This is a genomic window from Rhodovulum sp. P5, assembly GCF_002079305.1.
Lineage (GTDB): Bacteria > Pseudomonadota > Alphaproteobacteria > Rhodobacterales > Rhodobacteraceae > Rhodovulum.
Genome location: NZ_CP015039.1, coordinates 2,886,545 through 2,912,193, shown reverse-complemented (window position 1 = coordinate 2,912,193; position 25,649 = coordinate 2,886,545). Strand labels below are relative to the sequence as shown.

Here is a 25,649-nt window from a genome sequence, read left to right as displayed (position 1 = left end):
TTCATTGTGGTCCCGGTCATTCCGCCGGGGCCAATGACTTTCCCTTGTTACGTCGCATAAGCTTGATCAGCGGCAGGACAAAGAACACCACCGACAGCCCGATGAAGATGGCAGAAAGCGGACGTTCGACAAAGACCATGATGTCACCCTGCTCTGCGATCAGCGACTGGCGGAAGCTCTTTTCCATCAGTGGGCCAAGCACCAGCGCCAGCACCAAGGGTGCCAGCGGATAGTCCGCCTTGCGCAGCACATAGCCCGCGATACCGAAGCCCGCGATCAGCCAGACATCGTGCATTTTCTGGTTCGGGGCGAAGCCGCCCACGATGCACAGAACCAGCACCAGCGCGCAAAGCACCGTGAACGGCATCCGCAGCGCCCAGACGAACAGCGGGATCAGCGCGATGTTGATGATGACCGCCGCCGCGTTGGCCGTGTAAAGCGAACTGATCAGCCCCCAGACGAAATCCGGCTGTTCGATGAACAGCATCGGCCCCGGCACCAGCCCCCACATCACCATGCCGCCCAAAAGCAGTGCAGTGGTGGGCGAGCCGGGAATGCCCAGCGTCAGCATCGGCAGGAGCGAACCGGTGGAGGCCGCGTTGTTCGCCGTCTCGGGCGCGGCGACACCCTCGATATTGCCGCGGCCGAAGGTTTCAGGCTTTTTCGAAAAGGTCTTGGCCAGACCGTAACTCATCAACGAGGCCGGCGTGGCCCCGGCCGCCGGCAGCATGCCCACGAAAAACCCGAGGAACGAGCCAAAGCTCATCGTGCGCCAAAGCTGGTTCATCTTCTTCAGGCCGGCGCCCAGTTCGCGGAAGGTCAGCCGCGCTGCGGTGACAGACGGAGCGCTGCGCGATGTCTCGATCGTGTAGAGCACCTCGCCCACGCCGTAGACCCCGATGGCCAGCACAAGGAAGCTGATCCCCGAATAGAAGCCCGGCATGTCGAAGAAGATTAGCCGCGGCTGGCCCGAAATCAGGTCAAGCCCCACGGTCGAAAGCACCAGACCAAGACAGATCATCGCGATGGTCTTGAACACATCGTCCCCGCCAAGACCCACGAAGGTCGTGAAGGCCATCAGGACCAGCGCAAATTCCTCGGCCGGGCCGAAGGCCAGCGCGATATCGGCCAGCGGCGCGGCAAACAGCGTGAACAGGATCACCGAAATCGTGCCGCCCACGAAGGACGCCACGGCCGCCGCAATCAGGGCAAGACCGGCCTCTCCCTTCTGCGCCATGGGCCGCCCGTCGAAGGTTGTCGCCACGGCGGTCGACGCCCCCGGTATGCCCAGGAGGATCGAACTGACCGCCCCCCCGTACATCGCCCCATAGTAGATCGCGGCCAGCAGGATGATGGCAGAGGCAGGCGGCACGATGAAGGTCAGCGGCAGCACGATGGCCACGCCGTTGACCGATCCGAGCCCCGGCATCGCCCCGATGAACAGCCCCGCGGTCACACCGATCAGGACGATCATCAGGTTGAACGGGGATAGCGAGGTCGCAAAACCGTCTGCAAGAAGAGCGAGCGTGTCCATGACCGGGCCTCTCTCAGAAGAACTGCGCGTAAAGCGGGATGAACAGCGGTTCGGTCCAGCCCTTCGGCAGCAGTATCTTCAGCGTGACTTCGAAGAAGAAGAACAGGAACACCGGGGTTGCCAGCGTCAGGCTTCCGGTCAGCACCCAGCCATGCCCGCCGAAAAGCCGCAGGTAGACCAGCAGGAAAACGATCAGCGACACATAGGCCCCGGCAAAGGGGATTGCGGCAATCGTGGCGATCAACAGGGCAGAGACGCCCAGGATCTGTGGCACCGCATCGGCATCGGGGATGAATTTCTCGTCCATGTGGGGGGCCGCGCGCGAGAAGCTGCGCAACAACACACCCGCGGACGCCACCAGCATCACGACGGACAGCCAGAAGGGGAACGCACCGCCGCCGGGTCCGGCCCCTTCGACCCATCCGATGGGCAGGACAGTGGCATGCCACATGAAATACAGCGACAGGCCCATCATCGCGACGGCAATAAGACGGTCAGCGACAAGCATGGCGCACCTCCACGCTCGGTTTTCAGGGAAAGACGGCCGAGGCTCTCACCCCGGCCGCGCGGCACCGGTCAGGCGGCGATCAGGACTCGCCCGACATGTCCTTCAGGATCTCGGCATGCTTGTCGCGTTCTTCCAGGAAATACGCCTGCAGCGCATCGCCCGTAAGGAAGTCCGCCATCAGCGCCTTGTCCTTGGTGTAGGTCTGCCACTCTTCCGTCTGCGCGACCTTTTGGAACATGTCCGTATAGTAGGCCACGGCGTCGGCCGGCATGTCCTTGGGCCCGACGAAGGAGCGCTGCATCCAGTAGACCAGCGGATGGCCAAGCTCGGTAAAGGTCGGCACGTCGGGGAACACCTCAAGCCGGTCGGGCGTCAGGGCCGCGATCGGACGCGACTTGCCCGCCTGCCAGAAGCCCATCTGTTCCGACGGGTTGTTGACCGTCGAATCGATGTGACCACCGACAAGGTTCTTGGCCACGTCCCCGCCGCCCTTGAACGGCACATAGACGACCTTGATGCCGAATTCTTTTTCCAGCATCGCGGTGACAAGACTGTCCTCCTGCCCGGTGCCGGTGCCGCCCATCTTCCACGTCCCGCCGGAGTCTTTCACCGCGGCGACGAAGTCGTCGAGCGTGTGGATGTCGCTGTCGGCACTGACCCACAGAACAAAGGTGTCGAGCGCCATGCGCGCAATCGGCGTGTATTCTTCGATGTCGACGCCGATATCGGTGCGCAGGGGCGTTGTGTAATAGCTGTTCAGCGTCGCCATGATGGTATGGGCGTCGCCTTCCTTGTCCTTGAGATAGCGCAGCGCCTCGGCGCCGGACCCGCCGCCCTTGTTCACCGGCAGGACCGGCATGCTGGACAGCTTTTCCTTCTGGATAATCGACTGGAACAGCCGGGCTAGCCGGTCGGCGCCGCCGCCCTGGCCGGCCATGATGACCATCTCGACCGGTTTGATCGGTTTCCAGCCCTCGGCAAGCGCGGGCGTTCCCAGTGCGACGGCCGCAGCCGTCAGGCAACCAAGCATCGTACGACGTGTGATGCTGTTGATCATGTAAATCCTCCCTTTTCGTGACCGAATGGGCGCCGGCATGTCTCCTCCGTCCGGCAGGCCCCTCAATCTCGTGCATACACCTAGCACTTCGGAAGAAATTTCACAAAAAAGAACGTTGGTGTGTTAAGATGAGCCTCTACAAATTACTGAATTGTTAACTTGTAAACACATGCACAAGACCCTGATCGGTTCGCAACTGCGACAGCTCCGCCGCGAGCATGGCCATACCCAGGCAGAGATGGCCCGGCGCCTGAATGTCAGCCCGGCCTATGTGAACCTGCTGGAAAACAACCAGCGCGCCCTTTCGGTGAAAATGCTGATGGCCCTGACCGAGGCCTATGGGCTGGACCTGCGCGAGGTGGTCAACGACCGCGATCTCAGCACCCTTGCCGATCTGCGCGCCGCGGTCGCCGACCCGGCCTTTGCCCGCCACAAGCCCGACCTTCAGGAACTGCGCGCCGTGGTGGACCATGCGCCCCGCTTTGCCGAGTTGTTCCTGAGCCTTTATCGCAGTCACCACGGCGCGGTCGCACAGCTTGCCCGGCTGGGCAGCGACCTGACTGAAGACGGTCTTCTCGACACCGCGGCGGAGACGGCGATCCACGATTTCTTCCGGGACAACCGGAATTACTTCCACCCGCTGGAAGAGGCCGCCGGGACGTTGCGGGCCCAGATCGGCGGGGCGTCGGATGACATGTACGCCCTGCTGAAGCGGCACCTGCGGATGCAGTTCCAGATCGGTGTCGTCTTGAAAAGCACCGAGGACATGCCCGACACGCTGCGCTTTTTCGACCGCGCCGCGGGCACCGTTGCCCTGTCCGCCGCGCTGGACCATCCCAATCGCGTCTTTCAACTGGCCCATGTTCTGAGCCTGCTGGAAATCCCGGAGTTGCTGGAAACCCTCACCAAGGCCAGCGGGATCGAGGTCGAAGCGACCCGGGCGCGCTGTCATGTCGAACTGGCGAACTATTTCGCGGCCGCCCTTCTGATGCCTTACGCGCCGTTTCTGGAGCGCGCCGAAGCCACCCAATACGACTTTGACCGGCTGGCCTCGGAATTCGATGTCACGTTCGAACAGGTCGCGCACCGTTTGACGACCCTCCACCGGGACGGGGCGCGCGGCGTTGGGTTCTTCCTGCTTCGGATCGACCGGGCGGGCAATGTGACCAAGCGGGTGAACGCCACGGCCTTCGCCCTGGCCGAAAAGGGCGGCGCCTGCCCGGTGTGGAACATCCACAATGCCTTTGCCACGCCCGGCATGATGCTGCGCCAGATTGTGGAAATGCCGGACCGGACGCAGTTCTTCACGATCAGCCGAACAACCGACCGGCCCCTTCTGGGTGGCGACGGGCAGGACAACCGGTTGGTGATCGCCCTTGGCTGCGAGCGGGGAGAGGCGCATCGGCTGGCCTCGGCCCGGCCGCTCAACCTCGACCGCAGCCCGGTCAGCAAGATCGGCATCAACTGCCATCTCTGCCCGCGCCCGTCCTGCCCGCAGCGCGCCCATCAACCCGTGCACATGGACCTGCCGCTGAACACCGACCGGCGCGGGAAAACCCGTTATGAAAGCTGACTCGGGCGAGGACCGCAGGGCGGTTCAGCGCACCTCGATCACCTCGTTGCGGTAATTCACCATCAGCCACGCGCCGGTCAGGAACAGGAACGCCGACAGCCCCAGAACGAAGCCGAGCGACACATAGTTGCCCTCGTAGATCGGGTAGAACCCCGTTCGCACCTTGCCCACGACATGCACAACCGGGTTCCAGATCAAGAGATCCTGCGCCTGCCGGGGCAGCGACTCATAGGTGAAGAACACCGCCGAGATGATGAACATCGGACGGTTGAGAATGCCCCATATCTGCTGCCAGACGGGGACGAAGGCAAAGATGAACGCGTTGATCGTACCCACCCCCAGCCCAAGCGCCATGGCCGAAAACAGACCCACGAGAATCGGCCCAAGGGACAGGCGCACCGGATCGTCCACGATGACCAGCAGCGTCGCGAAGACCAGAACGCTGACCACCATGATGGTCAGCACCGACAGGATGAACCGCGCGATGATCGCATCCAGCGGCGTGACCATCGGAAACTGCATCAACGACCGGTTCGTCGAGACGGACTTGCTGACCACCCCGGCAATGTCGGAATAGGCGTGAAAGGGAATGTATCCGGTCGCATAGAACAGGATGAAGCTCTTGCCCAGGGGCGGGGAATGAATGAACTGCGAAAAGACGATGGCAAGCATGGCCACCATCCCCGCGGGTTCCAGAATGGCCCAGATATATCCGCCGGGCGACCGCCCATAGCGGGTGATCATCTCGCGCACGACAAGCGCACCGATCACCCGGTGCACATGCGACCACCTTTGCCCTGAAGATTGTTGCATTTCGTCCTTAGTCGCGTACCGGTATACTGGCAGGCATCATCGATAAGAACCATCAGGTCAACAGCGGTGCAAGGTCCAGAGTAGTATATATGGCTTCCCCAACGCCCCCTTCAGCCGACTCCAGCAAAGACAGCCCCCGCCCAGAGGACGCGCCGCGCCCGAAAGATCCGCCCAAACCCGAGGCACCGCCCAAGCCCGCCGCAAAGCCGGCGCCCAAGGCCAAGGCCCCCGCGCCCGCGCCCGCGGCTCCACCGCCCGCGCCGGAGATCGAGGCCACCGGCAAGCCTCTGCGCCACCGGATGCTTCAGTTCAGCTTCGTCTTGTGCGTGGTCGTGCCGACCGCCCTTGCCTGCGCCTATCTCTGGCTGGTCGCGGCGGATCAGTATCATTCGAAGGCCGCCTTCTCGGTCCGGTCCGAAGAATTCTCGAACCCGCTGGAGGCCCTGGGCGCGTTTACGCAGATCGGCTCCTCCTCGGCGTCGGACGCGGAAATCCTGTATGACTTCATCCGCTCGCAACCGCTTGTCACCCAGATCGACGAAACGCTGGATCTGCGCGCGCTGTATCGCCGGCATCCCGAAGACTGGGTCTTTTCGCTGTCCAGCAATGCAAGCATCGAGGACCTGATGGCCCATTGGGACCGGATGGTTTCGGTCTCCATCGATTCCTCGTCCGGCGTTCTGACGCTGGAGGTCCACGCCTTTTCCCCCGAGGATGCGCGCCAGATCGCGCAAACGATCATCGATCGCAGCGGCAGCCTTGTGGATGAGTTGAGCCGGATCGCGCGGCAGGATTCGATGCGCTTCGCGCGCGAAGACGTGTCGCTGGCCGAAGAACGGCTGCGCGACATCCGTCGGCGGGTGCGCATATTCCGCTCCGAGAACGAGATGATCGACCCAACCGAGTTTGCGGATGCCCAGGTCGGGGTGCTTGCGGTGCTTCAGGAACAACTGGCCGATGCGCTGGTCTCCCGCGACAGCGTGATCCGCTTCGCGGGCAAGGACGACCAGCGCGTTCTCAACCTCGACCGCCGGATCGAGGCCATTCGCGGCCAGATCGAGGCCGAACGCCAACGCATCGGCGAAAAGACCGGCGGCCCGGCCTCGCTGGTGGAGACGATCGGCGAATACGAAGAACTGCTGGTCGATCTGGAATTCGCCCAGAACGCCTATCAGTCGGCGCTGGCGGCAGATGAACAGGCCCGGGCAGAGGCCCGCCGCAAGAGCCGCTATGTCGGCGTGCACATTCCTCCGACGCTGGCCGAGGAAAGCCTTTACCCGCAACGCGCGGTGCTGGCCATTCTCGTCGGGCTCTGCGCCCTTGCGGCGTGGAGTACCGCAGCCCTGATCTATTACAATATCCGCGAACGGGCGTGAGAGATGATCGAGTTTCACGCGGTCCGCAAGTCGTTCCGCCTTCCCGGCGGCGGGCGCAAGCACATCCTGCGCGGCCTGACCCTGTCTTTGCCATCGGACCGCCGGATCGCGGTCATCGGGCGCAACGGGGCGGGCAAGTCCACGCTGCTGCGCATGATCGCCGGGACGCAATCGACCGATAGCGGCAAGATCACGCACAAGGGCCGGATCAGCTGGCCCATGGGGTTTTCGGGCGGGTTCCACGGCTCCCTGACGGGGCGGCAGAACACCCGGTTCGTGGCGCGCATCTACGGGGCCAACACCGACCGGATGGTGGAAGACGTCCAGCGGTTCTGCGAACTGGGCCCCTATTTCGATGCGCGGTTCGAAACCTATTCATCGGGCATGAAGTCGCGCCTTGCGCTGGGCGTCAGCCTGGCGGCCGATTTCGACTGCTATCTTGTCGATGAAATCACGGCCGTCGGCGATGCGGCCTTTCGCCGGAAGGCCCGCGAAGCGTTCGAGGAACGGCTTGGCCGGGTTCAGGTGATCATGGTCTCCCATTCCGAAGCGACGCTGAAGGACTACTGCAACTCCGCGCTGCTTCTGCATGCGGGGAATGCCGTCTATTACGACGACCTGGAGGATGGACTGAAAGCCTATCGCAAGCTGTCGGCCTGAGATGGCGGAAGCCCCGCGGCGCTCAACCGAACAGCCGCCCACGCGCCCGAACGATCGCATAGACCACCGCGGCCAGATAGGCCCCATCGATGGCCACAAGCAGCATCCACGGGCGCGAAAAGCTGACCCCGATGGCAATCACCGTGGCGAAGAAGATCACCGCGATCAGCCGCCGGGGCACCTTGACCGCCTTGGGCGACGGGGTCTTCAGCTTGGAGATCATCAGGACGGCAACGATGGCCAGCCAGACCGACACCGCCAGCGGGGCATAACCCGGGGTGAACGCGCCGGCATGGGACAGAAAGACCGGCAGAAGCCCCAGAAACGCCCCCGCCGGGGCGGGTACGCCGACGAAATACCGCTTCGGGCCGGTGCTGTCGTCCGCCTGCCCCGACATCACGTTGAACCGCGCCAGCCGCAGACAGGTCGCCGCGGCAAAGATCAGTGCAAAGATCCAGCCCAGCCCGCCCGCCTGCGTCAGGTGAACCTGATAGACGAGAAGCGCGGGCGCCACGCCGAAACACAGGAAATCCGACAGGGAATCGAGTTGCGCCCCCATCGGCGACTCTGCCCCCAGCTTGCGCGCCAAAAGTCCGTCAAGCCCGTCGGCCAGCGCCGCCAGAAGGATCAGGAACACCGCGACCGCATACCGCTCCTCGATCGCGAAACGGATCGAGGTCAGCCCGAAGCACATCCCCATCAGCGTGACCATGTTGGGCAGCAAGAGCAGCAGGGATACCGGGCTTTGTTCCCCGCGCGGGCCGGTCTTTGGGTTGGTCTCGGGCATCGCTCAGGCCTCTGCCGCGGTGCCGCTCAGGTCCGCGATCACGGTTTCGCCGGCCACCATGGTCTGGCCGATGCGGACCAGCGGTGTCGCGCCCTCGGGCAAGTAGATGTCAAGGCGGGAGCCGAAGCGGATCAGGCCGAACCGCTCTCCCCGCTCCAGCGCCTGCCCCTCTGTCGTCCAGCACAGGATGCGCCGGGCCACCAGCCCCGCGATCTGGACCACGCCATAGCGTCGCCCGTCGGGCAGCGCGATGGCAAGGCCGTTGCGCTCGTTGTCCTCCGACGCCTTGTCGAGAGAGGCGTTCAGGAACTTGCCCGGCCGGTAGGCGACTTTCTCGATCCGGCCCGCGGCAGGCAGGCGGTTCACATGGCAGTTGAACACCGACATGAAGACCGACACCCGCAGCATGGGCGCATCGCCCAGCCCCAGTTCGGCCGGTGGCACCGCAGGTTCCAGCAGCGACACAACCCCGTCGGCCGGCGAGACCATCAGGTCGGGCCGCGTGGGCGCAACCCGTTCGGGGTCGCGGAAGAAGTAGTAGACCCAGATCGTCAGGCCGAGACCGCCCCACCCCAGGGGCGCCCACAGCAGGAAGAGAACAAGCGACGCGACCCCCGCAATGGCGACGAAACGCCGGCCCTCGGGATGCATCGGCTTGACGAAAGTGGAAAGCATGGAAACGGACATGGGACCCCGCAATTCAGATCCGCCCAGTGGTAGACAAGCGGCGGACAAATGCAATTCAAACCTGACCGCGGGCGGGACTCCAGCCCCTGTCAGGGACATGATGGCGCAGCCGCCTATCCGGTCTTCCGGGCGATGAAACAGGCCCAGGTGATATGACCGGCGGCAAGGGCGGCCTGCCATCGGCCGATACTGGCCGCGATCTTCGCCTGCGTATCGGCCAACAGCCCCGGCACCGGGTCCATCAGCCGCGCCGCAAGCTTGTCATAGTGGCAGCGGATGTCTGACGGGCGCTCCTCCTGATGGAGGATGTCAAAGCCGGCATCGACGGCCATCTGCCGGTAGGTGCGCGGGGTGGCCCCGGCCTCGGCCCCCAGCCGTTCGAACGCCGCCTCGACCGCGGCGATGTCCGCGCCCTCGGCCGTCAGGATGTCCGAGAAGGCGAAGATGCCGCCGGGCTTCAGCACCCGGAAGACCTCTGCAAAGACCCGCGGGCGGTCGTTGGAATGGATCAGCGCCTCCTGACAAATCACCGCGTCGCAGGTGCCGTCCGCAAACTCCAGCGCGTGAAAGTCGCCACGCTCGACGGAAATGACATCGCCAAGCCCCGCCGCCGCATTGGCGCGCTGCGCCTCCTCGACACACACAGCCGAGATATCGACGCCGGCCGCATGACATCCGCGCCCGGCCAGTTGCCGCAAGGTTCCGCCATAGCCGCAGGCGATGTCTAAGACCCGGTCACCTTGGGCAAGACCTGCAAGGTCGAGCAGGTGGCGCGTCATCGCGGCCGAGGCGTCGGCCACGGTTTCCGCACCGCTGTCATAGCGCCCGACGTGAATGTCGGCCCCGCCCCAGCACAATCGGTAGAATGTCGCGACATCGGCATCGTCGTAATAGGCCGCGCTGGCCGATGCGTTCGTGTCCGGGCCTGCCATTGCGATCTCCGGCAACCTGAAGATGCGCCCAGCCTATCAGGCGGATCGGGCGATGCAAAATCCGGAAGCGAGAGGTTGACGCCGCGCTCACCCGTGCCGCTGGCGAAGGTCTGCGGCCGGGTCATCGCCAAGGCCCGCGCAGGGCCGACAGACGGGGGCCAGCATCGTGCCGAGTTGCTTGCGCGACACGGGCTTGGTGCCGACATCGTCCATGCCCGCCGCGCGGAACCGGGCGATTTCATCGGGCATCGCGTGGGCTGTCAGGGCGATGATGCGGGCGTGACGGGACGCGCCGCCGGCCCGGATACGCCGAACAGCCTCCACCCCGTCGAGACGCGGCATGCTGATATCGGTCAGGATCACGTCATACGGCGTGCCAAACGCCTTTTCGACACCCTCAGCCCCATCCACGGCCTCGGTCACGACATGGCCCAGCTTTTCCAGCATCGCGCGGGCCAGACGCCGGTTCACGCGGTTGTCCTCGACCAGCAGGATATTCAGCGCGGGCGTGGCCGCCGCGGTGTCACCTTCCGGCACGGCACCGGCAAGGTCAGGCACGGAAACGGGCGGCATGGGAAGGCGAACCCGGAAGGTGCTGCCCATGCCCGGCGTGCTTTCGACGGCGATCTCGCCCCCCAGCAGGTTCACCAGACGTGCGGTGATCGACAGGCCAAGCCCGGTGCCCTCCGTCTCTCGGCCATAGGTGGCATCGACGGTGTAGAATTCATCGAAGATGCGCGGCAGTTCGGCTGCTGCCATGCCGACGCCGGTATCGCGCACCGAAAGCTCCACCAGATCGCCGGGCCCCGGGCGCGTGGCGCACAGCGTGACGGTGCCCCCGCGGGTGAATTTCAGCGCATTGCCGATGAGGTTGACGAGGATCTGGCGCAGCCTCCGGTCGTCGCCGACGACAGTGCCCCCGGCGGTTTCATCCTCCAGCACCAGCCGGTTCCCGGCCGCGGCAGCCTGTGGGCGATGCATGGTCACCATCTCAGACAGCAGCGCGCCAAGATCGAACACCTCTGCCCGGGCCTCGACCTGACCGGAATCGAGCCGCGAAATGTCCAGCACGTCGTTGACATGATGCAGAAGCATCCGGCCAGAGCTTTCCATGATCGCCAGGTGGTCCCGCTGGTCGGCATCCAGCGGCGTGTCCTGCAACAGCTCCAGCGCCCCAAGCATGCCGTTCAGCGGGGTCCGCATCTCGTGGCTCATCACCGCAAGCAGGTTGGCCTTGGCCTTCTCGCCCGCCAGGGCGTCGTCGCGGGCACGGGTCAGCTCCGCCTCTGCCGCCTTTCGGTCAGAGATGTCACGCACGAAGCCGACGAAGATCTTGCCGTTTTCGCTGTCGGCGGTGTTCACGGACACCTCGACCGGAAAGGTTTCACCGTTCCGGCGGCGCGCTTCCGCCTCGACCCGTTCCTTGTCGAACAGGTGGAGCCTGCCGGTCTCGTGGAACCGCTCCAGCGCCTCCGTCATCTTCGAGCGGAAGTCACCGGGCACCATGATGTCGTACACCGCCCGGCCCAGAACGTCCTCGCGGCGGTAGCCGAAGATCTCCTCGGCGGCGGGGTTGAAATCGAGGATTCGCATCGCGCCATCCGCCACGATCACGGCATCGATGGCGGTATTCACGGTCGCCGCCAGCCGCGAGGACGTCATCTGCAATTCCCGCGTCCGCACGAACATCTTGCCGTTCAGCCGCACCAGCACCCACAGCGTGCCAAGCAGCAGTACGACAAGGGCCGCCGTAATCAGCGCCAGCCGGGTCAGAAGGGCCACGACATCGGCGCGATGCCGGTCCGCCCCCTCTGCAAGCGCCTTTACGCCTTCCAGTGCGACGGCGCGCAGGGGGGCGTGCAGGTCGTGCATACGTATGGCGAGATCGCCCACGCCGGCGGCCAATACCGGGTCAGGCGCATCGATCAGGGGGACGGTCGCGTCGATTTCGCGCCAGATCCGGACGATCTCATCCTCCAGATCGCCCGCCGCCACCAGCGCGGCATAGACAGCGCCATTCGTGACGATGTCGGCGCGGTTATAGAACACGTCAAACCGACGGCGCACCTCGTCGAGAGAGCCGGTCCCCGCCTGCGCCATCAAGGCCGCGCTTTCCAGTTCGGTCAGTTCGACCTGAATGATCGAGAGCGTCCACTGCACATTGTCGGAATTGGCCGTGGCCAGTTCATCCACCTGGCGCCGCACGTCGAGCGCAAGAAACGCCATCACGCCCAGCACGAAGGCCAGACAGGCGGCCACCGCGGTCATCTGCACGCGGCGGCATTGACCTGGCTGCCGGCTGACCCGGATGGGGGGGAACCTGAACACGGCCGTCACCTCAGCGCGTCACATGCAGACGGTCGAGTTGCCAGATGCTGCGCGAATATATGACCTCGGACCGATAGGCATCCTTGGCGTCGAACGGATAGACGATCCAGAGCGGCCCGCGCTTGCGCCGCGGCATCGGTTCGCCCTCTTCAAGATAGGCGATGATCGGCCCGCCGGGCATCGCATCGGAAACCGGGATTTCCACGGCGTAATCGTTGATCGCCTTGGCGGTCAGCGTCCCACCGGTCACGCCCAGCCGATCCAGCAGCGCCTTCAGCGGCACGCCCGTCAGTTCCAGCGCGCCTTCGGTCCAGATCGTGGTCGTGGTGAAGCTCTCAACCGGAAGGGCGCGCAGCATCGCCAGATCGAATTCCGCCCCGTCGCCGGCATTGGTGACCGCGATATCGCCCGTCACGGTCAGCAAGACCGGGCCTTCGGGCGCAGCGAGCAGCTCGTCCGCCGCGACCGGCGGTGCGAGCAGTCCTACGACGGTCAGGGCAACGGCCCCAACCATATGGCGCAATGCAAGATTGATCATGTCGTGTCTCTCCCTTCACAGCCACGCGCCCTGACCTGTCCCATCAGGTCTGCAAAACGCGCCTTAAAGTTGATTAAAATTATAACAAAACTACCCAAATGTGCCTGACGATCTGCAAAACTGGTTAAACTTTCGGGCAGGGAACTCCGTTACGCGATAAGCGCCAGCGGAACGCCCGCCGCCAGCGCCACGACGCACAACAGCGCCCAGCGGCCGGCCTCTCGCGTCAGGGCGGTCTCGTGCTGTGCGGGCAACTGGTGCGGGGCGAACGCGAACCACAGGCTGGACGCAAGCCCCGAAACACCCAGCAGGACAAGGATCATGCCGGGCAAGGCGCCAAGACCCGTCTCGGCAAGGGCGAGCATCACGCCTGCAAAGATCATGGCGTTGCGGAAATTCCGCACGGGGCGGTACCAACGCTGCATGTTGGCAACCGCGTATAGGGATTGGGACTGGGTAAGCGAACTCATGGCGGTACCGATGTTTCAATCCTGCAAGGGGCTTGCGTCTGGGACGCCACCCGATTGCCCGGAACTTATCGGACCTGACCGGCTGGCACCCCGCGATGGTGTCAAGAACTCTGTCGAGCGCGGGATTCTCGCCGGCATCGTGGAAACAGCATAACCTTGGAACTCGGCGATCAATTTGGTCTACTTGCGGCGAAACTGGGATTTCTCGGCCCGCCGGAGGCAAAGTTGCCATGATCGCAGCAGAGGACAGAGGCTGGCGCGCGATGACCGGGCGGCAGGCCCCTGTTCGATGGGGAACGCCGGTACTTGGCACGGTCACTGCGGCCGGCCCGTCCCACACAGCGCGGGCAGCGTGATGGGCGGCTGGGGGGAGCTTCTGCTGGCCTTCGCGGCCTTCCTCGCCTCACACGCCGTGCCGGCGCGTCCGGCGGTCAAGGCACGGCTGAAGACAGCGCTTGGGCGGCGCGGCTATCTGGTGGTCTACATCCTGATCTCGCTGGCCATGCTGACCTGGCTGATCGTTGCCGCGGGCCGGGCGCCCCATGTGCCCCTTGCGCCGGTCGCTGGCTGGCAGGCATGGGTCCCGAACCTTGCGATGCCGATTGTCTGCCTGTTGATTGCGTTCGGCGCGGCCACGCCCAATCCGCTCAGTTTCGGGGGGCGGCGGAACGACAGGTTCACACCCGCCGCCCCGGGCATCGCGGGGCTGACCCGGCATCCGCTGCTGTGGGCACTGGCGCTCTGGTCCGGGGCGCATGCGGTCGCCAACCCCGATCTTGCCCATGTTCTGCTGTTCGGCGGGTTTGCGGGGTTTGCCATCTTTGGCACGCGCGTCATAGACCGTCGCAATCAGCGCCTGATGGGCCGGCCCGCCTGGCAAAGGGCCGCGGCGCACACGTCGAATTTGCCCTTCGGCGCGTTGGTTGCCGGGCGATGGCGGCCGGGCGGCCCGCCGCCTCTGGGACGTTTGGCCCTTGGTCTCGGGCTCTGGGTGCTCTTGCTGCTGGGGCATCGACCGGTCATCGGCGTCTCACCCCTGCCGCCCCTGTTCTGAGCGCGTGCCACGGCACGCTCAGGGCCCATCAACCGCGGCCGTATTTCACAAGGTCTGCCAGCAGCCGCGCCTTTGCCGGATAGATCCAGCCACTGTCGAAATCGCGGATCGCAGCCTCCCGCGCGGCGTGGCCCAGTTGGGCGGCCTCTGCCCGGTCATCAAGCAGCCGTTCGATCGCACCGGCCAAGGCGTCGATATCCTTGTGGTCGACCAGCACGCCGGACTGGCCGGGGGTGATCGCCTCCCGCACCGGGCGGCTATCCGACGCCACGATGGCACAGCCCGCCGCCATCGCCTCGATCACCGACCAGGACAGCACGAAGGGCACAGTCAGGTAGACATGGACATGGCTGGCCTGCATCAACTGGCGCCATGACTTGCGCGGCAACAAGCCCGTCCAGTGCAGGCGCGACGTATCCAGCTCCAGTTCATCCAGCATGATCTGCTTCCAGCTTCGGCCCTCGCCAAGCCGTGTGCCATAGGCCACCCGGTCCGCACCCCCGATCACCGCATGCAGGGTGCTGCGCCGTTTCTGAAGCTTGGCGACTGCCCGCATGAACTCCGGAAAGCCACGATGGGGTTCCATCCCGCGCGTCGCATAGGTGATGACCTCGGCCCCGTCGGGCAAGGCGCCGACAGGCTCTGGAAAGCTGGCCTGCGGGTCCGGGACGAAAAACCGGGTATCGACACCGTCATGCAGGATCGTCAGGCGTTGCCGCAGATCGTCGGGGAACTGCGCGGCCTGAAAATACGTCGGGCACAGCACCATGTCGGCCTCGGCCATGTCCAGAAGGGTCGGCGCGTTCCGAGTAAGCGCGAGGGCACGCCCGTCCACATCGTTCTGCCCCGTCTCGATGTCGGGCATATCGACGGGGGGATAGCGATAATACCACTCCACATAGCTGACATATCGGCAATCGGGCCAGACGGCCTTGGCGAATGTACCTGCCCCCCAGCCGGAATGCGCGACGACGATGTCGGGCGTCAGCCCCGCCTGCCGCGCCGCGATCGCGGTGGAGGCAAAGGCCTGCCCGTTGATCACCGCCTTTTCCAGCGGGCGGGCAAACCGGTGGACCCCCTCGGTCGGGGAACGATGCGGTTTCATGCGGAATATTCGACAGCCGGCCGGGGGGGTAACCCCTTCCTTTTCGGTGAAAAAGCTGACCTCCCAGCCCTGCGTGGCCAGATAGGTGCCGAAACTGCCGAACTGGGCAGGGAAGTTCATGTGGGAAAAGACGATCTGCATGTCCTGTCCGTATCCTGCAGGCGCCGGTGGCCGCGCGTGCGCAATCTATCGCACCCCACAACCCCTAGTGGAAGCCACAGTCACGGCCTGCGCCGGAAAAGTCCAGCGGGTGAAGATGATACGTTGTCTGTGTGGGGCGCCGCCCCGTCAGTCCCACGGATAGAGGATCCGCCCGATCCGGCGATAGCGCGGGTCCGACAGGCGACGGAAGAACCCGATCGGATCCTCCAGGTAGTGATCGACATCATGGGCATCGCCGATGCGGCCGATGACGGGTGCCACGAACACGGGCAGCAGGTGCCGCCATCCCAAAAGGCCATAGGGGCCGTAGGGTCGCCATGCCGGGCGATGTCCGCGCTTGCGACGTGGTCTTTGCGCGGTGTTCAGGGCCTCGGCCGCCTCCGGCCAGATCGGGCTGCCGGCGGAAGACGCGGCCCCGGACAGCGGGACGATGCCCGGCCTGGCAAAGGCATCCTCGAATTCCAGCGCGCCGATCCAGCCGGCAAGCGCAGGCCCCGGCTGGTCCAGACAGGTATCGAGCAGCGCGGTTGCGACTTCGGCGGAAAGCCGGGGCACGGTTTCGGACTGCGCGGCCATGGCATGGGCGAAGTCGACGGCCCCCCGGTGCGCCTCTGCCACGAAGGCATCGCGCAGGGGGGTCTGCCGATCCGCCGCCGGGACACCCCGCCAGCCGGAGGCATCGCGGAGAAGCCCGACAAACGTCGCCCCCGGCGCACAAAGCAGGGTTTCGTAGACATGCCGGTGCCGGCAGATCCCGTGCCCGCGATCCGTGGCCGCCACATCCTCCACCAGCCAGCCACGGGCGGGGATCGTGCCCAACCGGTCAGAGGCGGTGCGAAACCGCGCCATGTAATAACCGCGCAGCGGGGTGCCGAGGATGTCGGAAAAGGCCGCCTGCATGCTGCCCGCATAGCCGATGTCCACCACGGCACAGTCCGGACCATCCAGCCCCCTGTCGCGCAGGTGATCGGTCAGCAGGGCACGCGCGCAGCCTGCCCCGGCCATGATCGGCCCCCGATGGGCGACGACGAGATCGCGCAACAGATCCTCGGGCGTCGCGGCACCGATGGCGACATCTGGCCCGGGAAGCCCGGCCGCCGCCACGGCATCAAGGTCGATCTCCTCCCGGTCGAGGCCGAAATTGACCGACAGGTAATCGGCAAGACTGCCATAGTCGCGGGCGCGCGAGGCGCGATAGGCGACCTCGATCTCGGCCTCGGACGTCAGCGCCGCAAGACGCACGATCCGGCGCGACGCGATCACATCGACGGTTGCAACCGGACCGTCGGGGAAGAGCGCGTCATAAGCGGCGCGGAAAACCGGTCCCTCTCGGGTCAGAAACCCCAGCCGCGTCACCCCATCGGCTGTTGCCATATCGTGCAACCACGCGGCAAAGCCGGTCAAAAGCGGCCCCAGAACCACATGCCCGAACCGCCGGGGATCACCGCCGAACGGGTCGCTGCCGCCCGGCGGGTCATCGAAGAATTGCAGCGCGAGGTGCTGCAGCATCCGGCTGGCGGCAAGATCGTCGCTGGCGGCGATCCGCCCGGTTGCCGTCTTCAGGAATGGCGCGGCCTGCGCCATGGTCTCGACCGGTTTGGGCAAGGGCCGACAGGTGATGCCAAGCCCTTCGGGCACGGCAAGGTCGCCGCGCGGATTGTCCCCGACATGCAGGATCTGCCCCGCCGCGACGCCGGTCTCGGCCATCATGACCTCGAACAAGGTGCCACTGCGTTTCGTCTTGCCCCGGGCGGAGGACAGGAAGAGCGCCGACCAGCCGTCATACCCGGCTTGGCGCAGCATCCCTTCCACGACATCAGCGGGCAGATACATATCTGACATCAACACGATGCGCCGACCGGCTGCCCTTGCCGCATGGTAGAGCGCCTGCCCCGCCGGCCGCACCTTCAGGCAGGACATCTCTTCGGCGATCTCGATCTCGGCAAGTTCCCGGATCAGCGGATCGGTCGGCGGTCGGTCGGCAAGCTCGGCATAGACTTCGAAGATCGTCGGATCCTCGCGCCCCGACCGGGCCACCTTTCGCGTCGCCGCCTTCTCGGCCAGCACCCGCCGGTCCGGGAATTCCTCCGCAGCCATCCCCAGCGGCCCGGACAGCCGGGGCGCGATGGCGCGAAACACATCCCGCGGCGCGGCGTAGCTTCGGGTGATCAGCGTGTCGAACACGTCGAACGACACCAGCGCGGCCGTTTCCAGAGTGACGCCCGCCACCTCTGACGCCTCACTTTGAACCGGGTCGGTGAGGCTGTGTTCATACCGGTCGATCTGCGGATATCCCCAGTAGAAGGACAGGACATGGCGCAGCTTGTTCTTCGGGTCCAGAAACTGCGCAGGCGGGCAGTCGGCCACATCCGATACGCCAGACAGGATATCGGCCCAGAACCCGGAAAAGCACAGCGACTGAAAGATCGTCGCATAGGCTTCGCCCCCCCTGAGCGGGATCGGCGGGCGAAAGAGACACCGCACCGCCTTGCCGAAATGGCGCGCCTCTTCCAGAACCGACGAGGACAGGCCGGCCACCACACCGATCCGTGGGTCGGCCAGCAGGTGATAGGTGGGGGCGGCGATTTCGGACACGTTCCGGAACCCCTTCAGGAACGTCTCGATCTCTCGATCCGGGCGCACGACATGGGGATGGCGGACGTAGTAGATATGCGGCACATCCCGGGCGAGGGCCGCGAAATCGTCCGCGAAATCCATAAGATCGACGAACCGGTCACGGTCCATCAGCGCCTTGTCCCGCGGTGTCTGGCCGACAAACAGCCCCGCCCCGTCGATCAGGCGGCGGTCAAAGCGGGAAAATCCCCGGTAGTTCTGGATTTTCAGCAGGTCCGCCTGCGCCGCAAGGCTTTCCTCGGGCACGGCAAACCGCGCGATACGGGCCTGAATATCCGGGTCCGACGCGCGCATCGCGAACAGGATATCGTCGGCGAACCGAACCGGGTGCAACCAGATGTCGACGAACGGAATGTTGGCGCGCCGCAGCGCCTGCCGCGTTGCCCCGGACAATTCATACCCGACGACAAGCGTCTCTGGCCCGACTGCGTCGCGCAGCAGGGCCAGCGCCTGTGGCGGCAGGGCCTCGGCATCGAACCAGGCGTGCCGCGCCGCCAGATCGACGCGATGGCCCGCGGCGGCAAAAAAAGCCGCCCGACTGAATGCCCAGGCATCAAGCCCCACCTGCACCGCATCCGCGCCACCCAAGGCCACCCCGGTCGGGCGGGCCAGCAGATCCGCGACCCATCGCAGGTTCGATGCCTGTTCGCTTTCGCGTGTCGCCAGCAGGTCGCCGCACAGCAGAACGCGCCGTATCCGGCGCGCGCCCCGTTCCGTCATTTCGGCCGCGCCAGACCCCATGCCCTCGGCATCCACCGTTTCTTACCCTTGTCGGTGTCGGTGCAGAGCGTCACCAAGCCGTCGTGTCAGGACACACCGGCGCGCAAGCAGTCCTGCAGGTGAAGAATACCCAGCGGACGACCCTCGTCATCGACCACGAACAGCGCCCCGATTTCACAGGTGTTCATCAGCGACAGCGCCTCGGCGGCAAAAAGATCCGGCGGTGCGGTGATCGGGGACCGCGTGCAGACCTGACCCGCGGTCAAGGACATCAGATGGTTGATGTTCCGGCGCAGGTCACCATCGGAAATCACGCCGACAAGGCGCCCTTCATCATCGGCGACGCCAACCACGCCGAAGCCCCGCGCGCTCATCTCCACGATGGCGTCGGCCATTGGGGTTTCCTCGCCGACCACCGGCACGATGGCGCGTTCATGCATAAGCTGCGACACCGTCGACAAACGCGCACCCAGCTTGCCACCGGGATGGTAGGTCCGGAAATGCTCGGGCATGAAGCGGCGTTTCTCCATCAGCGCGACGGCAAGCGCATCGCCCAGCCCCATGGTCAGGATGGTCGAGGTCGTGGGCGCCATGCCGATTGCACAGGCCTCGGGCAAGTCGGGCAGGGTCAGGCGCAGGGTCGCCGCCTTCATCAAGGTGCTTTCGGGTTTGCGCGAAATGCCGATGATCGGGATCGAGAACCGCTTGCAATGGGCGATGAGGTCGCCAAGCTCGGTCGTTTCGCCGGAATTCGAGATCAGGATGCAAAGGTCTTTCGGACGGATCATCCCCAGATCGCCGTGGCTCGCCTCTGCCGGATGCACGAAATGGGCCGGCGTCCCCGTCGAGGCCAGCGTGGCCGCGATCTTGCGCGCGACATGACCCGACTTGCCGATCCCGGCAAGCATCACCCGCCCGGCAACGCCCAAGATCAGGTCGACCGCACGGCTGAAATCCGGCGGGACATCGGATGCCATGTAAAGCAGCGCCTCGCCCTCCATGGCCAGAACGCGGGTGGCGACATCAATGGAACTGCCTGCTTCCACGTGTTTTTCGTTCAGAACTTGCTCGGCTTTTGCGACGTGGCTCATAAGTTTCTTCTATCTATGGGAGAGTGCGACTATCTCCTAAATGACGCCACTGCCGGCAACGATCAAGCCTTTGCTTATTTTGTCGGCATGAAGTTGCCTTCGCGCCGCACATCTTTTCGGCAGTTCCCGACCATCTGTCTAGGACGGGCGCAGCGGCAGAGCCATGTGGGTGGGCCGTCCGGCGGGTCACCGAACACGGTCCGAAGGTGAAAAACGAAAGGACCCGGCAAACGGCCGGGTCCTTCGACGGGAGAGCTTGCTATCGGTACAGCGCTGTGGTCCGTGAGTGGGCCCGGCATGCAACACGCAGGGCGGCGCCGTCCATTTGTCGTTGCGTCCGGATCACTCCGTCCCGAACAGGGACGTACGCGTCGCTGTCACGCCGGCCGCGATGATCGGCAGCCACAGCATGATCGACGCGCAGCCGAACAGGGCAAGGAAGATGAGGTTCGCGGTGTCAAGATTGGTTACGATGGTCATTTCTAGCCTCTCGTTTGAAACGGGTGTCGGGGCAGCGCCCGATCTGTAAGCCGCAAGAAACAGGAGGATTGTGGCGGTCTCACGCCCGCACCGGGGAAATCCGCAATCAATGAAATCTTAATTTCGCCGGCTTTCCAGACCGGCGACGGCCCTTGCGCCGGACCCCACGCCCGGAAACGAAAAGGCCCGGCGCAGGGGCCGGGCCTTTCAATCGGGTTGTGTGCCGGTCAGTGAAGCTTTGCCTTCACATCGCCGATCGCGGCGTCGATCAACTGATCGCCGGTCTGTGCCGTCAACTGCGTCGTGATCACCTCACGCGCGGCATCGACGGCCACGGTGATGGCTCGGTCGCGCACTTCCTTGACTGCACCGGCCTTGGCGGACTCGATCTGCTCGTCGGCGGCCGCAAGACGACGCTCGATTGCAGATTTGAGATCCTCTTTCGCCTTGGCGGCGGCAGCCTCGGCCTCGGCCTTGGCGGTCTCGATGATACGCTCCGCCTGCTCCTGAACCTCTTTCTGCTTGCGCTCATAGCTGGCCAGGATGGTCTGGGCCTCTTCGCGCAGGGCGCGCGCCTCGTCCAGTTCCTTGCGGATGTTGTCGGCGCGTTGGTCCAGCATCTTCATCAGCTTGCCGGGCACCTTGAGGTAGACCAGCACGGCAATGAAGGAGAGGAACGCGATCATCACCACGAAGTTGGTGTTGAACAGCGAGAAGAACGGCCCCGACGCGGCAAAGGCCGGGCTGGCCGCAAGGGCGAGAAGGACTGCGAGTTTCTTCATCCCCTTACCCTTTCAGCTTGGCGTCAACCGCCGCGTTGACGGCCGATTGATCGGCACGAAAGCCCAGCGCGGTTACCACGTCGGTCGCCGTCGCCTTGGCCACCTCGGTCACGCTTTGCATCGCGTTGGCGCGGATTTCCGCAATCTGCTTCTCGGCCTCGGCCGACTTGGCGGCGATTTCGGCGTCCGCCTTTGCCGTGGCCGCGTCGAGATCGGCTTTGATCTCGGCCTTGGTTTCGGCCACGATCCGCTGCGCCTCGGCACGGGCATCGGCCAGCGCCTTCTCATAGGCCTTCTCGGCCTCCTGCGCCTGCAGCTTCAACTCTTCCGCCGCGGCGATATCGTTCGAGATCGTGCCCTGACGCTCGGCAAGAACGGCGCCGATGCGCGGCAGCGCGATGCGCGACAGCACGAAATAGATCACGACCAGCGTGACGATCAGCCAGAAAATCTGGTTCGGATAGGTCGAAAAGTCGAGCTGCGGCATGCCGACCGATTCCGCAGCATGTGCGGCGTCGGCAGCGTGCGCCATACCCTCTTCGACGGCGTGCGTTTCTGTTGCCATGTCGTCCCCCTGGAACCCCGGTTAAACCGAGCGGGTGCACATTGGTGCGCCCCGCCCGGCCGTAAGGATCGGATCGTAGGGTAGGATCAGACGGCGAACATCAGCAGAAGCGCGACGAGGAACGAGAAGATCCCCAGCGCTTCGGCGAACGCGATACCGATGAACATGGTGGCGGTCTGCGACGCAGCCGCGGAGGGGTTGCGGAGCGCACCCGAGATGTAGTTGCCGACAACGTGGCCCACACCGACGGCGGCGCCGCCCATGCCGGTGCACGCAAGACCGGCACCGATGTAAGCGCCCATTTGAACGATATCGCCTTCCATGTCGATTACTCCTTACGTTGGAATTGGCAGATTTCGGATTGTGTCGTCTTAGTGGTGCGGATGCAGCGCATCGCGCAGGTAGACACAGGTGAGGATTGCGAAGACGTAGGCCTGGATGAAGGCCACCAGCGTCTCAAGCGCGTAGACTGCGGTGATCGCGGCCAGCGGGAAGATCGCGCCAAGGCCCAGCACCCCGGCAAAGCCCGCGAACACTTTGATCACGGCGTGACCGGCCATCATGTTGCCCATAAGTCGGATGGAGTGGCTGACCGGCCGAACGAAGTAGGAAATCACCTCGATGATCGCGAGGATCGGCCGAAGGGCAAGCGGCGCCGCATCAATCCAGAAGAGCCGCAGGAAGCCCATGCCGTGCTTGACGAAGCCAAGGATCGTGACGCCGAAGAACACCGCCAGCGCCATCGTGGCCGTGACCGCGAGGTGCGAGGTGGTGGTGAAGCTCATCGGGATCAGGCCGAGGAAGTTGCCGAAGACGATGAACATGAACAGCGTCATGATGTAGGGGAAATATTTCAGGCCATCCTTGCCGGCGACGTCTTCAACCATCTTGTAGACAAAGCCATAGGCGAGTTCGGCGATCGACTGGATGCGCGAGGGCACGATCGCGCGGCCGCGGGTGCCCACGACCAACAGCAGGACGATGCACAGGATCGCGACACCCATCCACAGGGTCACGTTCGTGGGCGTGTACCAGTGCAGCGTGTCGCCGCCGAAGAGGGGCTTCACCACGAACTGGTCCATCGGGTGGATTTGCAGGCCGCCGGTCGCTTCTTCGCTTGCCACGTTCAGTCCCTCTTCTCGTCCTTGGCGGCCTCGACCGCCTGTTGCCCCTGCGCTTCTTGTGCCGACCGCAGCATCACGCGGATCCCGGCGGCGAAGCCCAACAATATGAACAGCACCAGGAAGATCGGCGTGGTCCCCATCCAGAGGTCCAGCGTATACCCGATGCCGAAGCCGATCCCCAGACCGGCCACAAGCTCTATCACCATCCGCCAGGCAAGCTGCGCCTGTGAATAATGCTCATCCTGATGCCGCGTCGCCCCCTGTTCGGCCGTGGCTTCGGCCTTCTTCAGTTCCGCGATCCGCTTTTCAAGCTGCTCTAGCCGCGCTCTCTCGGCCGGATCGATCATGGCGAACGCCCCCTCGGACTTTCGCGGGGAAGCTAGTCAGGGGGGCGGAGTGAGTCAAGCGGGTTAAGGGCAGCGCAACCCATTGCTTTTATTTCATTTTTGCAGGGGCGGCCTTGCGATCGGCCGGGGCAGCCGGCAAAACCCATATTCAACCGAACGGTTGACGATGCCGCCGTCCCGCCGCAAAGCTGCCCCATGGAAGACCGCCTGAGCATCGTATTCGCCGCCCTCGCCGACCCAACGCGGCGCGCGATCCTGTCGATGCTCCTGGAGGACGACATGGCGGTGACCGATGTGGCCGAGCCGTTCGAGATGTCGCTGGCCGCGATTTCCAAGCACCTGACGATCCTGACCCGCGCCGGGCTGATCAGCCAGGAAAAGCGCGGACGGGTGAAATGGTGCAAGCTGGAACCCGACAGCTTGCGCGACGCCTCGATCTGGATGCAGAGCTTCGGCCAGTTCGAGGCGGTGAACCTCGACGCGTTCGAGCGGTTTCTGGAGACAGAGTTCCCGCCAACAGACCCGGGACCGACCGACCCGTCCTAACCGTCCTCCTCCAGCAGCAGCACCAGCGCCAGCACTGTCAGGGCAATGCCCCCCAGCACCAGCAGTCGCGGTGCGCCGTGGCCAAGCACGATTTCCCACCCGATCACGAATGTGGGCGTGAGATAGGTATAGGCCATGACCTTGGCCGAGGGCAGGCGCAGCGCCGCATATTGCAGCAGCACGAAGGTCATCGAACTGGCGAACAGGGCCAGATAGATCAGCACCAGCCAGACCAGGGGGGACAGCCCCGCCCAGTCGGTGGCCCGGATCGCCGGCAGGCCGTAGAGAGAAAGGATCAGAAGTGCGGCCAGCATCATCCCGAAGGTGAAGACCAGTGCAGGCTCCCCCCGGTTGAGCTTGCGCACCAGGGGCGTATAGGCGGCATGGGCTGCGCAGCCGACGAAAAAGACCGCCTCCCCCCGCCCGATATCGAAGGCCAGCAGCGCATTCAGATCGGCCCGGAAAATAACCCACAGCGCCCCGCCCGCACCGATGGCAAGGGCCAGCCCGATACGCGGCGTCATCGCCTGCCGCAGCAACAGCCAGCCGAAGGCCGCCGACATCACCGGGGTCAGGGTAAAGACCGCAGCCGTAGACACCGGCGGCGCGGTTTTCAGCCCCTCGAACATCAGCACAAAGTAGATGGCGAACAGCCCGCCCAGCAGCAGAAAGCGCCACGGCGCGCGGAACTGGTGCGCCCTCAGTCCCGGGCCCAGCGCCGCCGCGGCCCCGATGATGATACCGGCCAGCGCGAAACGCGCGGCGTTCAGCGCCACGGGGTCGATATCGCCCGCAATCAGGCTGCCGAAGCTAAACGAGCCAGCAACCAGCGCGGAAAACGACAGCATCGCCAGATGGCCCCGGGCCGCGCCGCCGCTCAGGGCCATGTTCGGGCGGCCTCCTTGAAGAAGGCGGTCAGCCCCTGCACCTTGGCGGTGCGGTGCAGATCGACATGGGTGACAAGCCACAAGGACACCTCCCAGTCGGGCTGCGGCGGACGCATCTCGACAAGGTCGGGCAAAGTGCGCGCCTGCCAGACCGGGAAGAACCCGATCCCCGCGCCGGCCAGCACCGCATCGCCGATGGCACGGGCGTCGCCCGCGCGGAACGTAATGCGTTCCGCCGGCACATTGGCCCGCATCCAGCGATTGAAGGGCGCGCGATGAGCCTCGTCCGCGGGGCCCACGAAGCGGTGGGCGGACATATCCTCTGCCAATGCCCCATGGGCCGCGACATAGGACTTGTGCGCATAAAGCGCGCTTTGCTGGACGTAGAGCTTTTGAACGATGTTGTCGGGCTCATCGGGCTGCGACCCCACCCGCACGGCGACATGCGCCTCTCCATACTCCAACCGGTAAAGCCGCTGATCCGCCAGAAGGCGCACGGTAAGATCGGGATGGTCCCCCTGAAACCGGGCCAGCGTGGGGATCAGAAGCGGCGCGATGGCATCGACGGTTGTCACCGCCAGATCGCCGGTCATCGCCGCACCGTGCCCCTTCAGCCGTCCGGCCAACTGGTTGAACTGCTCTGCCGTGACGGTGGCGACCTGCAACAACTCCTCCCCCGCCTCGGTCGGCGTGTAACCGCGGGCATGGCGCTGAAACAGCTTCACGCCCAGGCGGTCCTCCAGCGCATCGACATGGCGGATCACGGTCGCGTGGTGCACGCCCAACGCGTCGGCCGCGCCACTGACCGTGCCCAGCCGCGCCACATGATAGGCGGTGCGGATCTCATCCCAGGTGTCGATGCCCAACTGTGCGCTCCCTCACAACTGCT

General features: G+C 64.9%; 26 protein-coding genes. 5 read left to right on the top strand and 21 right to left on the bottom strand.

Annotated elements, in window-relative coordinates:
* Positions 1-16 precede the first annotated feature (16 nt).
* From RGUI_RS14130 to RGUI_RS14120, 3 genes are all read right to left on the bottom strand, one after another.
* Positions 17-1,534, bottom strand: coding sequence for a tripartite tricarboxylate transporter permease (locus tag RGUI_RS14130; protein WP_081534012.1), 1,518 nt, complete (start codon positions 1,532-1,534; stop codon positions 17-19).
* Positions 1,535-1,547: 13 nt separating this feature from the next.
* A complete protein-coding gene (locus RGUI_RS14125) occupies positions 1,548-2,042 on the bottom strand; it encodes a tripartite tricarboxylate transporter TctB family protein (RefSeq protein ID WP_081534010.1) in 495 nt (164 codons plus the stop codon).
* 79 nt (positions 2,043-2,121) lie between these two features.
* Entirely contained in the window at positions 2,122-3,099 is a 978-nt protein-coding gene (locus RGUI_RS14120; protein ID WP_081534007.1) for a tripartite tricarboxylate transporter substrate binding protein, read from the bottom strand.
* Between the two features lie 169 nt (positions 3,100-3,268).
* Between RGUI_RS14120 and RGUI_RS14115 the strand changes: the two genes are divergently transcribed.
* Complete coding sequence (locus RGUI_RS14115) at positions 3,269-4,672, top strand: short-chain fatty acyl-CoA regulator family protein (protein ID WP_081534004.1); 1,404 nt, start codon at positions 3,269-3,271, stop codon at positions 4,670-4,672.
* A 24-nt stretch (positions 4,673-4,696) separates the two neighbouring features.
* Here the strand turns inward: RGUI_RS14115 and RGUI_RS14110 are convergent, their stop codons facing one another.
* A complete protein-coding gene (locus RGUI_RS14110; protein ID WP_253798429.1) occupies positions 4,697-5,452 on the bottom strand; it encodes an ABC transporter permease in 756 nt (251 codons plus the stop codon).
* Positions 5,453-5,574: 122 nt separating this feature from the next.
* Here RGUI_RS14110 and RGUI_RS14105 point away from each other — a divergent pair, with 122 nt between their 5' ends.
* A complete protein-coding gene (locus tag RGUI_RS14105; protein ID WP_081533998.1) occupies positions 5,575-6,861 on the top strand; it encodes a hypothetical protein in 1,287 nt (428 codons plus the stop codon).
* A 3-nt stretch (positions 6,862-6,864) separates the two neighbouring features.
* Complete coding sequence (locus tag RGUI_RS14100) at positions 6,865-7,521, top strand: ABC transporter ATP-binding protein (RefSeq protein WP_081533995.1); 657 nt, start codon at positions 6,865-6,867, stop codon at positions 7,519-7,521.
* 22 nt (positions 7,522-7,543) lie between these two features.
* Here the strand turns inward: RGUI_RS14100 and pssA are convergent, their stop codons facing one another.
* The 6 genes from pssA to RGUI_RS14070 form a co-directional block, all read right to left on the bottom strand.
* Positions 7,544-8,308 (bottom strand): CDP-diacylglycerol--serine O-phosphatidyltransferase, encoded by a 765-nt coding sequence (gene pssA, locus RGUI_RS14095; RefSeq protein ID WP_081533992.1) that lies wholly within the window; start codon positions 8,306-8,308, stop codon positions 7,544-7,546.
* A 3-nt stretch (positions 8,309-8,311) separates the two neighbouring features.
* Positions 8,312-8,995 carry a phosphatidylserine decarboxylase gene (locus tag RGUI_RS14090; RefSeq protein ID WP_081533989.1) on the bottom strand — a complete coding sequence of 228 codons (684 nt, stop codon included), beginning with the start codon at positions 8,993-8,995 and terminating at the stop codon, positions 8,312-8,314.
* A gap of 113 nt (positions 8,996-9,108) precedes the next feature.
* A complete protein-coding gene (locus tag RGUI_RS14085; RefSeq protein WP_081533986.1) occupies positions 9,109-9,927 on the bottom strand; it encodes a cyclopropane-fatty-acyl-phospholipid synthase family protein in 819 nt (272 codons plus the stop codon).
* Between the two features lie 87 nt (positions 9,928-10,014).
* Positions 10,015-12,195, bottom strand: coding sequence for an ATP-binding protein (locus RGUI_RS14080; protein WP_081533983.1), 2,181 nt, complete (start codon positions 12,193-12,195; stop codon positions 10,015-10,017).
* A gap of 70 nt (positions 12,196-12,265) precedes the next feature.
* Positions 12,266-12,793 (bottom strand): molybdopterin-dependent oxidoreductase, encoded by a 528-nt coding sequence (locus RGUI_RS14075; RefSeq protein WP_081533980.1) that lies wholly within the window; start codon positions 12,791-12,793, stop codon positions 12,266-12,268.
* 149 nt (positions 12,794-12,942) lie between these two features.
* The gene (locus tag RGUI_RS14070) at positions 12,943-13,263 is read right to left on the bottom strand and encodes a hypothetical protein (RefSeq protein ID WP_081533977.1); all 321 of its coding nucleotides are present in this window, start codon (positions 13,261-13,263) and stop codon (positions 12,943-12,945) included.
* Between the two features lie 355 nt (positions 13,264-13,618).
* Here RGUI_RS14070 and RGUI_RS14065 point away from each other — a divergent pair, with 355 nt between their 5' ends.
* The gene (locus RGUI_RS14065) at positions 13,619-14,317 is read left to right on the top strand and encodes an NnrU family protein (protein WP_081533974.1); all 699 of its coding nucleotides are present in this window, start codon (positions 13,619-13,621) and stop codon (positions 14,315-14,317) included.
* A 28-nt stretch (positions 14,318-14,345) separates the two neighbouring features.
* On the opposite strand, the gene RGUI_RS14060 is transcribed toward RGUI_RS14065, so the two are convergent.
* The 9 genes from RGUI_RS14060 to RGUI_RS14025 all read right to left on the bottom strand — a co-directional run bounded on the left by RGUI_RS14060 (position 14,346) and on the right by RGUI_RS14025 (position 23,327).
* Positions 14,346-15,563, bottom strand: coding sequence for a glycosyltransferase (locus tag RGUI_RS14060; protein ID WP_081533971.1), 1,218 nt, complete (start codon positions 15,561-15,563; stop codon positions 14,346-14,348).
* A 147-nt stretch (positions 15,564-15,710) separates the two neighbouring features.
* The gene (locus RGUI_RS14055; RefSeq protein WP_081533969.1) at positions 15,711-18,974 is read right to left on the bottom strand and encodes a hypothetical protein; all 3,264 of its coding nucleotides are present in this window, start codon (positions 18,972-18,974) and stop codon (positions 15,711-15,713) included.
* Positions 18,975-19,024: 50 nt separating this feature from the next.
* A complete protein-coding gene (locus RGUI_RS14050; protein WP_253799157.1) occupies positions 19,025-19,939 on the bottom strand; it encodes an SIS domain-containing protein in 915 nt (304 codons plus the stop codon).
* Positions 19,940-20,371: 432 nt separating this feature from the next.
* On the bottom strand, positions 20,372-20,509 hold the full coding sequence (locus RGUI_RS21295) for a hypothetical protein (protein WP_156882974.1): 138 nt from the start codon (positions 20,507-20,509) through the stop codon (positions 20,372-20,374).
* Between the two features lie 227 nt (positions 20,510-20,736).
* Positions 20,737-21,291: a F0F1 ATP synthase subunit B gene (locus RGUI_RS14045; protein ID WP_081533964.1), complete on the bottom strand. Its 555-nt coding sequence runs from the start codon at positions 21,289-21,291 to the stop codon at positions 20,737-20,739.
* A gap of 4 nt (positions 21,292-21,295) precedes the next feature.
* Complete coding sequence (locus tag RGUI_RS14040) at positions 21,296-21,856, bottom strand: F0F1 ATP synthase subunit B' (protein ID WP_081533962.1); 561 nt, start codon at positions 21,854-21,856, stop codon at positions 21,296-21,298.
* 86 nt (positions 21,857-21,942) lie between these two features.
* Complete coding sequence (locus RGUI_RS14035) at positions 21,943-22,179, bottom strand: F0F1 ATP synthase subunit C (protein WP_074220027.1); 237 nt, start codon at positions 22,177-22,179, stop codon at positions 21,943-21,945.
* A 48-nt stretch (positions 22,180-22,227) separates the two neighbouring features.
* A complete protein-coding gene (locus RGUI_RS14030; protein WP_253798426.1) occupies positions 22,228-22,980 on the bottom strand; it encodes a F0F1 ATP synthase subunit A in 753 nt (250 codons plus the stop codon).
* 2 nt (positions 22,981-22,982) lie between these two features.
* A complete protein-coding gene (locus RGUI_RS14025; RefSeq protein WP_081533959.1) occupies positions 22,983-23,327 on the bottom strand; it encodes an AtpZ/AtpI family protein in 345 nt (114 codons plus the stop codon).
* 195 nt (positions 23,328-23,522) lie between these two features.
* On the opposite strand from RGUI_RS14025, the gene RGUI_RS14020 reads away from it, so the two are divergent.
* Positions 23,523-23,873 carry a metalloregulator ArsR/SmtB family transcription factor gene (locus RGUI_RS14020; protein ID WP_081533956.1) on the top strand — a complete coding sequence of 117 codons (351 nt, stop codon included), beginning with the start codon at positions 23,523-23,525 and terminating at the stop codon, positions 23,871-23,873.
* Here the strand turns inward: RGUI_RS14020 and RGUI_RS14015 are convergent.
* Positions 23,870-24,760, bottom strand: coding sequence for a DMT family transporter (locus RGUI_RS14015; RefSeq protein WP_081533953.1), 891 nt, complete (start codon positions 24,758-24,760; stop codon positions 23,870-23,872). The genes RGUI_RS14020 and RGUI_RS14015 overlap by 4 nt on opposite strands.
* Positions 24,751-25,620 carry a LysR family transcriptional regulator gene (locus tag RGUI_RS14010; protein ID WP_081536097.1) on the bottom strand — a complete coding sequence of 290 codons (870 nt, stop codon included), beginning with the start codon at positions 25,618-25,620 and terminating at the stop codon, positions 24,751-24,753. Before RGUI_RS14010 ends, RGUI_RS14015 begins: the two co-directional genes overlap by 10 nt.
* Between the last annotated feature and the right edge of the window lie 29 nt (positions 25,621-25,649).

Coding starts and splice junctions, on each gene's coding strand:
- RGUI_RS14130 (WP_081534012.1), bottom strand. CDS start 1,534: ATGGACACGCTCGCTCTTCTTGCAGACGGTTTTGCGACCTCGCTATCC.
- RGUI_RS14125 (WP_081534010.1), bottom strand. CDS start 2,042: ATGCTTGTCGCTGACCGTCTTATTGCCGTCGCGATGATGGGCCTGTCG.
- RGUI_RS14120 (WP_081534007.1), bottom strand. CDS start 3,099: ATGATCAACAGCATCACACGTCGTACGATGCTTGGTTGCCTGACGGCT.
- RGUI_RS14115 (WP_081534004.1), top strand. CDS start 3,269: ATGCACAAGACCCTGATCGGTTCGCAACTGCGACAGCTCCGCCGCGAG.
- RGUI_RS14105 (WP_081533998.1), top strand. CDS start 5,575: ATGGCTTCCCCAACGCCCCCTTCAGCCGACTCCAGCAAAGACAGCCCC.
- RGUI_RS14100 (WP_081533995.1), top strand. CDS start 6,865: ATGATCGAGTTTCACGCGGTCCGCAAGTCGTTCCGCCTTCCCGGCGGC.
- pssA (WP_081533992.1), bottom strand. CDS start 8,308: ATGCCCGAGACCAACCCAAAGACCGGCCCGCGCGGGGAACAAAGCCCG.
- RGUI_RS14090 (WP_081533989.1), bottom strand. CDS start 8,995: ATGTCCGTTTCCATGCTTTCCACTTTCGTCAAGCCGATGCATCCCGAG.
- RGUI_RS14085 (WP_081533986.1), bottom strand. CDS start 9,927: ATGGCAGGCCCGGACACGAACGCATCGGCCAGCGCGGCCTATTACGAC.
- RGUI_RS14080 (WP_081533983.1), bottom strand. CDS start 12,195: ATGACCGCGGTGGCCGCCTGTCTGGCCTTCGTGCTGGGCGTGATGGCG.
- RGUI_RS14075 (WP_081533980.1), bottom strand. CDS start 12,793: ATGATCAATCTTGCATTGCGCCATATGGTTGGGGCCGTTGCCCTGACC.
- RGUI_RS14070 (WP_081533977.1), bottom strand. CDS start 13,263: ATGAGTTCGCTTACCCAGTCCCAATCCCTATACGCGGTTGCCAACATG.
- RGUI_RS14065 (WP_081533974.1), top strand. CDS start 13,619: ATGGGCGGCTGGGGGGAGCTTCTGCTGGCCTTCGCGGCCTTCCTCGCC.
- RGUI_RS14060 (WP_081533971.1), bottom strand. CDS start 15,563: ATGCAGATCGTCTTTTCCCACATGAACTTCCCTGCCCAGTTCGGCAGT.
- RGUI_RS14050 (WP_253799157.1), bottom strand. CDS start 19,939: ATGGAGGGCGAGGCGCTGCTTTACATGGCATCCGATGTCCCGCCGGAT.
- RGUI_RS21295 (WP_156882974.1), bottom strand. CDS start 20,509: ATGACCATCGTAACCAATCTTGACACCGCGAACCTCATCTTCCTTGCC.
- RGUI_RS14045 (WP_081533964.1), bottom strand. CDS start 21,291: ATGAAGAAACTCGCAGTCCTTCTCGCCCTTGCGGCCAGCCCGGCCTTT.
- RGUI_RS14040 (WP_081533962.1), bottom strand. CDS start 21,856: ATGGCAACAGAAACGCACGCCGTCGAAGAGGGTATGGCGCACGCTGCC.
- RGUI_RS14035 (WP_074220027.1), bottom strand. CDS start 22,179: ATGGAAGGCGATATCGTTCAAATGGGCGCTTACATCGGTGCCGGTCTT.
- RGUI_RS14025 (WP_081533959.1), bottom strand. CDS start 23,327: ATGATCGATCCGGCCGAGAGAGCGCGGCTAGAGCAGCTTGAAAAGCGG.
- RGUI_RS14020 (WP_081533956.1), top strand. CDS start 23,523: ATGGAAGACCGCCTGAGCATCGTATTCGCCGCCCTCGCCGACCCAACG.
- RGUI_RS14015 (WP_081533953.1), bottom strand. CDS start 24,760: ATGGCCCTGAGCGGCGGCGCGGCCCGGGGCCATCTGGCGATGCTGTCG.